The organism is Streptomyces nanshensis, assembly GCF_001751255.1.
Classification (GTDB): domain Bacteria; phylum Actinomycetota; class Actinomycetes; order Streptomycetales; family Streptomycetaceae; genus Streptomyces; species Streptomyces nanshensis_A.
Window position 1 is genome coordinate 1 of the sequence record NZ_LJGW01000719.1, and the last position, 12,141, is coordinate 12,141.

At 71.6% G+C, this 12,141-nt stretch carries 10 protein-coding genes; 9 read left to right on the forward strand and 1 reads right to left on the reverse strand.

Features of this window, described 5'->3' with window-relative positions; translation table 11 throughout:
• The 3 genes from AN218_RS33060 to AN218_RS33070 form a co-directional block, all read left to right on the forward strand.
• The coding region (locus tag AN218_RS33060) for an EfeM/EfeO family lipoprotein (protein WP_070020716.1) at positions 1-1,111 on the forward strand (1,111 nt) is incomplete at its 5' end.
• On the forward strand, positions 1,108-2,457 hold the full coding sequence (efeB, locus tag AN218_RS33065) for an iron uptake transporter deferrochelatase/peroxidase subunit (protein ID WP_070020717.1): 1,350 nt from the start codon (positions 1,108-1,110) through the stop codon (positions 2,455-2,457). The genes AN218_RS33060 and efeB, both read left to right, overlap by 4 nt.
• A 202-nt stretch (positions 2,458-2,659) precedes the next feature.
• Positions 2,660-4,492 (forward strand): phospholipase C, encoded by a 1,833-nt coding sequence (locus tag AN218_RS33070; protein ID WP_070020718.1) that lies wholly within the window; start codon positions 2,660-2,662, stop codon positions 4,490-4,492.
• A gap of 283 nt (positions 4,493-4,775) precedes the next feature.
• Here AN218_RS33070 and rsmI read toward each other — a convergent pair whose 3' ends face one another.
• Entirely contained in the window at positions 4,776-5,618 is an 843-nt protein-coding gene (gene rsmI / locus AN218_RS33075; protein WP_070020719.1) for a 16S rRNA (cytidine(1402)-2'-O)-methyltransferase, read from the reverse strand.
• Positions 5,619-5,778: 160 nt separating this feature from the next.
• Here rsmI and AN218_RS38655 point away from each other — a divergent pair, with 160 nt between their 5' ends.
• The 6 genes from AN218_RS38655 to AN218_RS33110 form a co-directional block, all read left to right on the forward strand.
• A complete protein-coding gene (locus AN218_RS38655; RefSeq protein ID WP_420856048.1) occupies positions 5,779-7,779 on the forward strand; it encodes a dolichyl-phosphate-mannose--protein mannosyltransferase in 2,001 nt (666 codons plus the stop codon).
• Positions 7,780-8,086: 307 nt separating this feature from the next.
• A complete protein-coding gene (locus AN218_RS33090) occupies positions 8,087-8,599 on the forward strand; it encodes a hypothetical protein (RefSeq protein WP_070020720.1) in 513 nt (170 codons plus the stop codon).
• Positions 8,578-8,796, forward strand: a complete 219-nt coding sequence (locus AN218_RS33095) for a hypothetical protein (protein WP_070020721.1) — start codon at positions 8,578-8,580, stop codon at positions 8,794-8,796. The genes AN218_RS33090 and AN218_RS33095 overlap by 22 nt, the downstream gene beginning before the upstream one ends.
• Before the next feature lie 484 nt (positions 8,797-9,280).
• Positions 9,281-10,927: a penicillin-binding transpeptidase domain-containing protein gene (locus AN218_RS33100; RefSeq protein ID WP_171908888.1), complete on the forward strand. Its 1,647-nt coding sequence runs from the start codon at positions 9,281-9,283 to the stop codon at positions 10,925-10,927.
• Positions 10,928-11,100: 173 nt separating this feature from the next.
• Positions 11,101-11,598, forward strand: coding sequence for a YbaK/EbsC family protein (locus AN218_RS33105; RefSeq protein WP_070020722.1), 498 nt, complete (start codon positions 11,101-11,103; stop codon positions 11,596-11,598).
• Positions 11,595-12,141, forward strand: a 547-nt coding sequence (locus tag AN218_RS33110) for an EamA family transporter (protein WP_244900905.1), incomplete at its 3' end; no start/stop codon positions are given. The genes AN218_RS33105 and AN218_RS33110, both read left to right, overlap by 4 nt.

Genomic DNA, 12,141 nt, shown 5'->3' on the forward strand with positions numbered 1-12,141 from the left:
CGCCGGCCGGCCCGCGCACGGCGCCGCCGCCGACGGACTGCCGCACACCCGGGTCGAGGCGTCCGGCGGCAAATGCGGGCGCGGCTGGGAGCATGCCCGTCCCGGCCTCCAGGTCTTCACGCTGCACAACGGGTCCGACCGGGCGGCCGAGGTGTATCTGAGGGACGCCCACAGCGGCGCCGTACACGGCGAGATCGACGGCATCGGGCCGGGCACGACCCGCACCCTGCGCGCCGATCTCGGCGACGGCACCTACTCCTTCGCCTGTTTCCCGGACGACGGCGCACCCGCCGTCGGACCCGAGGTCCGGGTACACGGCGGCAAGGGACGCCCCGGCGGCCCCGCCGCCCGCCCCGTCGACCAACACGACCTGATTCCGCCCACGTTGAGCTATCAGCACTGGATCGAAGGACGGATGGGCCCGCTCCTCGAGAAGACGGAGAAGCTGCGTTCGGCCGTCGACGACGGCGATCTCGCGCGGGCCCGCGCGGCGTGGCTGCCCGCGCATCTCACGTACGAGCGGATGGGCGCCGCGTACGGCACGTTCGGCGACGCGGACGCGGCGATCAACGGCACCACGGCGAGTCTGCCGGGCGGCGTGCACGACAAGGACTTCACCGGGTTCCACCGCATCGAGCACGGGCTGTGGCACGGAGCCTCGGCGTCCTCCCTCCGCCCGTTCGCGGACCGGCTGGTCAAGGACGTACGCACCCTGCGCAAGGACTGGAGCCAGGCGCGCATGGACCCCCTGGACCTCGGTCTGCGCGCGCACGAAATCCTCGAGAACACCGTGCAGTTCGAGCTGACCGGCCGCACCGACTACGGCAGCCACAGCAACCTCGCCACGGCCCGCGCCAACCTCGACGGCACCCGCGTCGCCCTGTCCCGGCTGCGCCCGCTGCTCGCCTCGCGCTATCCGCGGATGGGGCGGCTGGAGGACGAACTGGACGGCATGCAGGCACGGTTGGACGGTCACGAGCACGACGGACACTGGACGACGCTGGACGAACTCGGCCGCAGGGACCGCGAGAAGGTCAACGCCGACGCGAGCGAGCTGGTGGAGCGGCTGGCGGACATCGCCGCCCTGTGCGACGTACGGAGAACCCGATGACGGACGACGACGAGGTACGCCGCGACGAGGTGCGCCGCGACGAGGTGCGCCGGCGCGGCTTCCTGCGCGGGGCGGCCGTGGGCGTCGGCGGCGCCCTGGCCGGTACGGGGTTCGTCGCCGCGGACCACAGCGCGGCGGAGGGCCGCCCGGGGACGGCCCCGGCGGCCGCCGAGACCGGGACCGGCCCCTACACGCACACCGGCCCCTACGCGGGTCCCTACGCGGACACCGGCGCCGAAGTGCCCTTCCACGGCGTCCATCAGGCGGCCATCCTCACCCCGCCCAGGCGCGCCACCGCCTTCGTCTCCTTCGACGTCACCGCCGAGAAGCGGGCCGAACTCGCCGATCTGCTGCGCACGATCACCGAGCGGGCCCGTCTCCTGACGCGGGGCGGCACACCGTCCCCCACCGGGATCACCGCGCCGCCGCCCGACTCCGGGATCCTCGGCCCCCGGCCGCCCTCGGGAGGGCTCTGTCTGACGGCGGCGGTCGGCGCGTCCCTCTTCGACGACCGCTTCGGACTGGAGGGGCGCAAGCCCCGCCATCTGCGCGCCATGGAACCGTTCCCGGACGACGACCTCGACGAGGACCGCTGCCACGGCGACCTGAGCCTCCAGTTCTGCGCCGACGACCGGGACACGGTGTTGCACGCGCTGCGCGACGTCGCCCGGCACACCCGGGGCGCCATGCAGGTCCGCTGGCGCATCGACGGGTTCTCCAACCCGCCCCGCCCGTCGGGCGCTCCGCGCAACCTCCTGGGGTTCAAGGACGGCACCGCCAACCCGTCGCCGCGCGACGCACGTGCCATGGAGCGTCTGGTGTGGGTGGGACGCGGCTCCGGGGAGCCCGCCTGGGCCGTCGGCGGCAGCTACCAGGTCGTACGGCTGATCAGGATGCTGGTGGAGTTCTGGGACCGGGTCTCGCTCACCGAGCAGGAGCGGATGTTCGGCCGCAACCGCGAGACGGGAGCGCCGCTCGACGGCGACCACGAGACCGACGTCCCGCGCTACTCCCGCGATCCCAAGGGCGATGTGATCCCCCTGGACAGCCATATCCGCAGGGCCAATCCGCGTACGGCCGGCACCGGCGAGCAGCGGCTCCTGCGCCGCGCGTACAACTACGACCTCGGCACCGACCCCAACGGCAACCTCGACATGGGGCTTCTCTTCGTCTGCTACCAGCAGGACCTGGAGCGGCAGTTCGAGACGGTGCAGAAGCGCCTGGAGGGCGAGCCGCTCGTCGACTACGTATCGCCGTTCGGCGGCGGCTACTTCTTCGCGCTCCCGGGCGTACGGGACGGCTCGGACTGGCTGGGCCGCGGCCTGCTCGCCGGCAAGAACACCTGACACCCGCCGACATCTGACACCCGCCGAACGCCGACTGCCCGTCCAGGGTCAATTCTTGGCATGTTCTCTCTGAAGAGAAGGTCACTTGCGGGTCATCGGAAGTCGACCGCGCGATGGTGAACTGCGTGCCGGGGACGGGCGGTTCGACCGCGCCCCCGTCCGCAGGGAAGCACCATCCGGAGCGCAGTGGAGGGCAGGCCGCATGGGAAGCGCAGCCAGAAGGACGGGCGCACATCGCTGGGTCGCACTGGCCGGAGCCGCGGCGCTGACCGTCCTCGGCGGGTCGGCGCCCTCCTGGGCCTCCGCGCCCGCCTCGCACCACCGACCGGGCCCGGCCACACCGGTCAAGCACCTGGTGGTCATCTTCGACGAGAACATCTCCTTCGACCACTACTTCGCGACGTACCCGAAGGCCGCGAACACGGACGGCACGACGTTCCACCCGTCCCGGCACACCCCGAAGGACATCGACAATCTGCGCACCGCGGGGCTGCTGAAGAAGAACCCGAACCAGTACCTGCCCAAGCGCCTCACGCCCGAACAGGCCGTCACCTGCGACCAGAACCACTCCTACGGGCCGGAGCAGTACGCCTACAACGGCGGCAAGGCCGACAAGTTCGTGGAGAACACCGACTCCGGCAAGTGCTCGGGCGACCTCTTCGGCGAACCCGGCCTGGGCATGGACTACTACGACGGCAACACCGTCACCGCGATGTGGAACTACGCCCAGCACTATGCCCTCAGCGACCGCTCGTTCGGCTCCGCGTACGGGCCCTCGACGCCCGGCGCGATCGAACTGGTCTCGGGCCAGACGCACGGCATCGTCTCCACCGACCCCGAGTCGTCGACCGAGCATCCCGAGCAGACCGACGAGCCCGACCCGGCCGCGGTCTCCTCACCCGACGCCAAGGGCGTCGGCACGATGATCAACGACCCCGATCCGGCGTACGACGACTGCAGCGGCGACGACCACACCAAGGACGACTCCTTCGCGAAGCTGGGCGGCAAGAACATCGGCGACCGCCTCAACGAGAGGTCCGTGAGCTGGGGTTGGTTCCAGGGCGGCTTCCGCCCCGGCAAGGCGTGGGACGGCGAGGAGAACCACCACGCCGAGTGCGGCGACGTCAAACACAAGAACGTCGGCGGCGAGGAGGTCGTGGACTACAGCCCGCACCACAACCCCTTCGCGTACTACGCGTCGACGGCCAACCCGCACCACATCTCGCCCGAGTCGGTCTCCGAGATCGGGCACGACGGCCGGGCCAACCACAACTACGACCTGACGGACTTCGACGCGGCCCTGAAGTCGGCACATCTGCCCTCGGTCAGCTTCCTGAAGGCACCGGCGTACCAGGACGGCCACGCCGGCTACTCCGACCCGACCGACGAACAGCACTTCCTCATCAAGCAGATCAACAAGATCCAGCAGGCGCCGCAGTGGAAGGACACCGCGGTCGTCCTGGCCTACGACGACTCCGACGGCTGGTACGACCACGTCTACGCCAAGCCGCAGAACGGCTCCAAGGACACGACCGAGGACACCGGCGGCAAGCCCGTGGACGCGCCGGCCTGCCGCAAGGGCCCGAAACCCGCGGGCGGTTACATGGACCGCTGCGGTCCCGGTACGCGCCAGCCGCTGATGGTCATCTCGCCCTACAGCAAGGTCAACAAGATCGACCACACGCAGACCGAGCAGACCTCCATCACCAAGTTCATCGAGCAGAACTGGCACACGTCCGCCATCGGCGACCACGCCTTCGACGCGCGGGCGAACTCGCTGAACGGCCTGTTCGACTTCCGGCACCCCAACGGCAAGCAGGTGCTGCTGAAGAAGGACGGCTCGGTGAAGTCCGTGAGCGGGATCCCGGACGTCAGCCCGGTGAAGACACAGATCCAGAACCGGACCGCGGGACGCGAGGAACTGACCGAATCGGACCTCCCCATCCCGGGCGTCGCCCTCGGCATCGGCGCACTCGTCCTCGTCCTCGGCACCGCGGCCACGATCTTGGCCGTCCGCCACCGCCGCACGACCTGACACCACGGGGCTGTGACGCCGGGCCTGTGGGGGGCCCGGTGTCACTCCCGCCGACCCCCTCAACTCGTAGCAGCACGGGCGGCCACGTTGGGCGCAGACGTCCGGGAAGACGCAGGCGCGGTGCCGGACTGCTGCCACCCGCCCACGAGGCGAAGGAGTGCGGCCGCTCGCGCCCCCGCGCGAGAGGCCGGGCTCCGACGGCCAACGGCGGGACGCCACCCGCACCGCACGGCCCCGGGCCGAAGGCCAGACCGGCGGGCCCCGCCGCCAGGCGGCCCACGCGCTACCCCCGCTTCGCCGCCACCACCGCGTCGAAGACCTCCCGCTTCGGCACCCCCGACCGCTGTGCCACCGCCGCGATCGCCTCCTTGCGGTGCTCGCCCGCCTCCTCGCGTACCGCGACCCGGCGGGCCAGTTCCGCCGCGTCCGGCTCCTCGCCGTCGCTCTCGTCGGCACCGGAGACGACGACGGTGATCTCGCCCCGTACGCCCTCCGCGGCCCACTCCGCCAACTCCTCCAGCGGGCCGCGCCGTACCTCCTCGTACGTCTTGGTCAGCTCCCGGCACACCGCCGCGCGCCGCTCGCCGCCGAAGACCTCGGCCATCGTCCGCAGTGACTCCGCGAGGCGCCGCGGCGACTCGAAGTACACGAGCGTGCGCCGCTCGCCCTCCGCCTCGCGCAGCCGAGAGCGCCGCTCGCCCGCCTTGCGCGGCAGGAACCCCTCGAAGCAGAACCGGTCGACGGGGAGCCCCGAGAGCGCCAGCGCCGTCAGCACCGCGGACGGTCCCGGCACCGCCGTCACGCCGACGCCCCGCCGTACCGCCTCGGCCACCAGCCGGTAGCCGGGGTCGGAGACGGACGGCATGCCCGCGTCCGTCACCAGCAGCACCCGCGAACCGGACTCCAGCGCGTCCGCCAACTCCGCGGTGCGCGCTGCCTCGTTGCCCTCGAAGTACGACACGACGCGACCCCGCGGGCGTACGTCCAGCGCCTGTGTCAGGCGCCGCAGCCGCCGGGTGTCCTCGGCGGCGACGACGTCGGCCTCCTCGAGTTCGCGGGCGAGGCGCGGGGGTGCGTCCGCGACGTCCCCGATGGGTGTTCCGGCCAGTACGAGCGTCCCTGTCACGCGCCCATCCTCGCAGGGGCCCGGCACGGGCCGTACGCCCGCACAGCGCCGCCGTACGCGAGCCGACGCACGCACAGCGGCCACGGCCGCCCCGCACGGCGGCTCGCACGACCGCCCCGCATGGCGGCCCCGTACGCCCGCACTGTTGCGCGGAGTTCACATGCGGGCACTCGCGCACGGGACGGTTCCTTACGATGGCCCGGTGACGACCAGCGAGACCGCGGCGCAGAGCCGTCCAGCACAGGCCGAGGACCCCCTGCCCACGTGGCAGGCCCGCCTGCGCCGCTTCGGCTACACGGAGCGGGCCCGGGTCGGTACGCGTGAGCGGCTGGTGCCGCCCTTCCCCAAGCCGGACCTCCGCTTCGGCGCCGTCTTCGGCCTCTCGCCGCAGGCCGCGGCCGGGCTGGCGCGCTGGGCGGCGTGGGGCGCTCCGCTGCTGGTCGCGCTCTTCGCCGGCGTGCTCCGCTTCTGGCAGCTCGGCTCGCCGCACGCCGTGATATTCGACGAGACGTACTACGCCAAGGACGCCTGGTCCCTCTTCCAGTACGGCTACGAGGGGAGCTGGCCGGACAAGGCCAACGACCAGATCCTCGCGCCGCACCAGAAGATCCCGCTCTCGCCCGACGGCGCCTACGTCGTCCATCCGCCGGCCGGGAAGTGGATCATCGGCGTCGGGGAGTGGCTGTTCGGACTGCAGCCCTTCGGCTGGCGCTTCATGACCGCCCTCCTCGGCACGCTGTCGGTGCTGATGCTGTGCCGTATCGGACGGCGGCTGTTCCGCTCGACGGCGCTGGGCTGTCTCGCCGGTGCGCTGATGGCCGTGGACGGGCTGCACTTCGTGATGAGCCGCGCCGCGCTGCTGGACCTGGTGCTGATGTTCTGGGTGCTGGCGGCCTTCGGCTGTCTGCTGCTGGACCGGGACCGGACGCGGGCGAGACTCGCGGACGCCCTGCCCGACGATCCGTCCGCCCCGCCGGGCGCCGGCCCGGGATCCGGCCAGGGTTCGGGTCCGGGGGCAGGACCTCCGGAGACCGCGGACCCGGACGTCCCGCACATCCCGCACGCGGCCTCCGCCCCCGTGAAGCCCTTCGCGTCACGCGTGCCACACGCGGATCACGTGCCCCTCGCGGACGCACCAGGCGGCGCACCGGGCAACGGCCGCGCCCCCGCGTCCTCCCAGGCGCCTCCGCCCGGTGTGGGCGCCGCCGGCGTCCGCCCCGATCCCCTCGTCGGCGCCACCGCCCGCTTCGGGCTGCGTCCCTGGCGCCTCGCGGCCGGGCTCTGCCTCGGCCTCGCCTTCGCCACCAAGTGGAACGGCCTGTACGTGCTGGCCGCGTTCGGCCTGATGACCGTGCTGTGGGACATGGGCGCACGCCGCAGCGCCGGTGCGCCCCGGCCCTTCGCCGCGATGCTCCGCAGGGACGCCCTCCCGGCGTTCGTCTCCACGGTCGCCGTGGCCTTCGTCACGTACGTCGTCTCCTGGACGGGCTGGTTCGCCACCTCCGGCGGCTACTTCCGCAACTGGGCGGAGAAGGACGGCGCGGGCGGCGCGTGGGGCTGGCTGCCCGGACCGCTGCGCAGCCTCTGGCACTACGAGTCGGAGGTCTACGACTTCCACGTCGGACTGACCTCCGGCCACCCCTACGAGTCCAATCCGTGGAGCTGGCTGATCCTGGGCCGCCCCGTCTCGTACTTCTACGAGTCGCCGAAGGCGGGCCACGACGGCTGCACCGCACAGGGCGAGGGCTGCGCGCGCGAAGTCCTCGCGCTGGGCACGCCGTTGCTGTGGTGGGCGGCCGCCTTCGCGTTGGTCTACGTCCTCTACCGCTGGCTGCTGCGCCGCGACTGGCGCGCGGGCGCGGTGCTGTGCGGGGTCGCGGCGGGCTATCTGCCGTGGTTCCTGTACCAGGAGCGGACGATCTTCCTCTTCTACGCGGTCGTCTTCCTGCCGTTCCTCTGCCTCGCCCTGGCGATGACGATCGGCGCGCTGGCCGGGCCGCCGGGCGTGGGGGAGCGCAGACGCACCGCGGGCATCATCGGCTCGGGCGTCCTGGTGCTGCTCATCGTCTGGAACTTCGTCTACTTCTGGCCCATTTACACGGGGCAGACGATTCCGATGGACGCGTGGCGCGGCCGGATGTGGTTCGAGACATGGATCTAGCCACGGAACGGCGTGCCGAAAAATGGAGCCGGTAATTCCGCAATAGCCTTCCGCTCTTTGCGGAACGGGCCCGCGCGGGCTTTTCCGTACGGTCGTGGCGGCTGCGTCCATGCTGCGTACGCGCTGTGCCCGGATTCGCCGCGTGCGCCGAACAGGCGTTGTCCGGCGGGCAGTTGGGCGGCGTACCGGCCGGGCGTGGCACGTCCCCCGAACAGCAAATTCCGCTTTGCCGCCGTATGGCGTCCGTTGATAGCGTTCCGAACGCACAAACCGACTGATTTTTTGATGTGCAACGGGGGATTGGTTCATGAATAAGCGGCTCACTGTCACGGTCGCCTGCGCCGTGGCCGGCGCGATGTGCGGGATCACCGCATACACGGCGAACGCCACGTCCGCGGACGGCGACCGGGACGCAACTCCGCCGCGTGCGGCGGAAGATGTCCGGACCCAGGGCGCCGGCGCCGACGAGATCTGCGCGATCCTGGGGATCGGCAGCGGCGCGGCGGGCGCTTCCAAGGCACTGGCCAAGGGCGCGTCCTGGGTGGGAATCGGCGCCAGCATCGGGTGTTACTGGTACTCGCAGGGGAAGAAGGCGACCCCGGCGGAAAAGCGCGCCGTGATGCTGAAGTCGTACAAGAACTACCAGGCGAAGAGCGACCTCGGGAAGCTCGATGCGCTCGGCTACTACTGCCGTAAGGACGACGGCGGCGGAAGCAGCGGCGGCACCGATCTCGCTCCCGCCGAGCCGCAGCCCAAGGCGGGGTGGAGGACGATCGTCATGAAGGGCGTCTCATACAAGTGCACCGCGACACACGACTGAACAGCCGCCGCGGCGCCGGCCACGGAGAGCGGTTCTGGCTCTCCGTGGCGGTGGTCTTCGTGAGCCTGCTGTGGATCACCCAGGACTTGGCCCTGTGGGCGACGGTGATATGCGTCGCCGGTGCGGTCGGGGGAGCGCTCGCGGCGCTCCACTTCGGACGGCACTACCTTCGCTCGCGCCGCGACGGCCCACGCTGAGGTTCCTCCGGCGGGACGGTGTCTCGCCGCGCGGGCCCATGCGTACACGGCGGTCCGGGGCCGAACCGGCCCCGGACGGCAGGGTGATGAGGCATCGCGGCCCACGGCGACGGCGAGCCTGGACGGCACGACCGGCACGATCGGTACGACCGCGGACGGTACGAGGGCCGGGTCGGCCGGGCGGTGAGCGCCCCGAGGCCCCGGGCCGGGTGACATCCCGGCGAAATATCGGTGACCCGTGTGTGGTTCCCGAGTGACGCCGGATTGACGGGAGTTGGGGGCTTCCGGCTGGACACGGCGGGCCCTTGCGTAAGGCTCCGCCACGGCTCCTGCACCGGATCCGCTGATTATTCGGATCCGGATCCCGTCCATATGTGACCGAAGGGGGATACCGGCGGCACGTGATGTTGCATGCGTGCTCTAGGGTGCCTCGGACAGGTCCTCGGCCGCATGGCCGGGGCGGGGTGGAGGGGCAGATTCTCAGATGCGTGACACTCAGAAGATGGCGCTCATCGGTGGCGCCGCGGCAGTCGTCGTCGGTGCGACCGGCTTCGGCGTCTACGCGCTCGTCGGAGGTGACGGAGAGGACAGCGGCAAGGGGAGCGTGACCGCGTCGGGTGACGGCAAGGGCCAGGAGAAGGTCAAGAAGAGCCCGCCCAGCGCCGCGGAGGTCCGTACGACCGCGAAGCGGTTCCTGACGGCCTGGTCGTCCGGCGACGCGAAGAAGGCCGCGGCCCTCACCGACGACAAGGCGCAGGCCGCCCGCAGCCTGAAGGGGTTCCACGACGAGGCCCACGTCTCGAAGGTGAAGCTGACGCCCGACTCCGCCTCCGGCGCGCAGGTGCCGTTCGGCGTGACGGCGCAGATCTCCTACGCACAGCAGACTTCCACGTGGACCTACCCCTCCTCCCTCAAGGTCGTACGTGACGACAAGAGCGGCGACGCGGTCGTCCAGTGGAAGCCGACGGTCATCAACCCGAAGCTGAAGGACGGCCAGTCGGTCAAGACCGGCAAGGCGGGCACCCCGCCCATCAAGGCCGTCGACCGCAACGGCGCGCTGCTCTCCAAGTCGGAGCACCCGATGCTCGGGAACATCCTCGACGATCTGCGCCGCCGGTACGGCGACAAGACCGACGGCACCCCGGGCGTCGAGACGCGCATCGTCGACGCCAAGGGCAACGACACCGGCACCACCCTTCGCACCCTCTCCAAGGGCGAGCCCGGTGAGCTGAAGACGACCCTCGACAAGGACATGCAGGTGGCCGCCGAGCAGTCCGTCAAGGGCAAGCCGAAGGCGTCCGCGGTCGCGCTCCAGCCCAGCACCGGCGAGGTGCGGGCCGTGGCCAACTCGCCCGCCGACGGCTTCAACAACGCCTTCAACGGCTCGCTCGCCCCGGGCTCCACGATGAAGGTGATCAGCTCCGCGATGCTGCTCGACAAGGGCCTCGCGTCGCCGGACAAGCCCCACCCGTGTCCCAAGTACGTGGAGTACGGCGGCTGGAAGTTCCAGAACGACGACAAGTTCGAGATCAAGAACGGGACGTTCGCGCAGAGCTTCGCCCGCTCCTGCAACACCGCCTTCATCAGCCAGGCCAAGGAGCTGCAGGACGGCGACCTCAGCAAGGAGGCCCGCGAGGTCTTCGGCATCGGCGCCAACTGGCAGGTGGGCACCGGCACGTTCGACGGCAGCGTCCCCGTACAGTCCGACGCGCAGATGGCCGCGTCGCTGATCGGCCAGGGCAGCGTGCGGATGAACCCGCTCAACATGGCGTCCGTCGCGGCGACGGTGCAGAGCGGCAGCTTCAAGCAGCCCGTGATCGTCTCCCCGAAGCTGGACGACCGTACGCTCGCGAAGGCCGCGCGCAGCATGAAGCCGCAGGTCAACAGCGACCTGAAGGGCCTGATGAAGCTGACGGCCAACAGCGGCACCGCCGCGCAGCCGATGGCCGGGCTCGACGGCGACGTCGGCGCGAAGACCGGTTCGGCGGAGGTCGACGGGCAGAAGAAGCCGAACGCCTGGTTCACGGCGTACAACGGCGACACGGCGGTGGCGGCGGTCGTTCCCGAGTCCGGGCACGGCAACGAGAACGCCGGCCCCGTCGTCCGCAAGATCCTCGACGCGGCGAGCTGAGCCACCGGCCACCGGCCGGCAGTCAGGCGGCCACCGGCCTTTCGGCCGCCCCGCGCACGACACCGGCGAGCGGTGTCCTTCCGGAACTCCCGGGAGGGCACCGCTCGCCGCCGTGTGCGGTGTGCCGGAAACCACGTCGCGCGGGCGGGCGGGCGACGGGTAGCGTCCGGGCCATGAGCAAGGCACCTGCACCACACCCCCGCTTCGCCGAGGCGCTACGTGAACTCGGGCTGCGGGAGGTCGAGATCCGCGCGTTCCCCGACGGCACCCGCACGGCGGCGCAGGCGGCCGAGGCCGTCGGCTGCGAGCTGAGCCAGATCGTCAAGTCGCTGGTCTTCGAGGCCGACGGGGAGCCCGTCCTGGTGCTGATGGACGGCGCGTCCCGCGTCGATGTCGCCCTCGTACGGGCCGAGTTGGGCGCCGCATCGGTCGGCCGCGCGAGCGCCGAGACCGTACGCGGCGCCACGGGCTACGCCATCGGCGGCGTCCCGCCCTTCGGCCATGTGACGCGGATGCGGGTGCTCGCCGACCGGGGTCTGCTCGCGCACGACACGGTCTGGGCCGCGGCCGGCACACCGCACACGGTCTTCGCCCTCGCCCCCGAGGAGCTGATCGCGCACGCACAGGGCACGCTCGCGGACGTACGCGAGCAGGCCGCCGGAGTCCTGTGACACCGCTGGTCGTCGCGGCGGTGCTGGTCGCCGCGGTCACTCACGCCTCGTGGAACGCCCTGGCGCACCACATCAAGGACCAGCTCCTCGCCTTCACCCTGGTCGGCGGGGGCGGCGCGCTGTGCGGACTGGCGCTCGCCTGCTTCGTGCCGCTGCCCGCGCGCGAGGCGTGGCCCGCGCTGGCGGTCTCCTCGGCGCTGCACGTCGTCTACCAGGTGCTGCTGATGCGCTCGTTCGGGCTGGGCGACTTCGGGCAGATGTATCCGATCGCGCGGGGCACGGCGCCGCTCGTGGTCACCGTCCTCGCGGCGGTCTTCCTCCAGGAGGTGCCGGACGCCTGGCAGTTGACGGGTGTGGCGGTCGCCTCGGCGGGGCTGCTCGGCGTCGCGCTGTGGGGGATACGCGGCCGGCGCGGCGCGGCGGCGCAGCGAGACGTGCCCGCCGACCCCGACGTGCCCGCGGCCTCCGACATCGCTGCGGCGTCCGACATTCCTGCGGCGTCCGGCGAACCCGCGAAGGCCGGAGAGACCGCGGGGCCCAACG

Excerpts from the sequence above, each read along its gene's own strand:
- efeB (WP_070020717.1), top strand. The coding sequence starts at position 1,108 with ATGACGGACGACGACGAGGTACGCCGCGACGAGGTGCGCCGCGACGAG.
- AN218_RS33070 (WP_070020718.1), top strand. The coding sequence starts at position 2,660 with ATGGGAAGCGCAGCCAGAAGGACGGGCGCACATCGCTGGGTCGCACTG.
- AN218_RS38655 (WP_420856048.1), top strand. The coding sequence starts at position 5,779 with ATGCGGGCACTCGCGCACGGGACGGTTCCTTACGATGGCCCGGTGACG.
- AN218_RS33090 (WP_070020720.1), top strand. The coding sequence starts at position 8,087 with ATGAATAAGCGGCTCACTGTCACGGTCGCCTGCGCCGTGGCCGGCGCG.
- AN218_RS33100 (WP_171908888.1), top strand. The coding sequence starts at position 9,281 with ATGCGTGACACTCAGAAGATGGCGCTCATCGGTGGCGCCGCGGCAGTC.
- AN218_RS33105 (WP_070020722.1), top strand. The coding sequence starts at position 11,101 with ATGAGCAAGGCACCTGCACCACACCCCCGCTTCGCCGAGGCGCTACGT.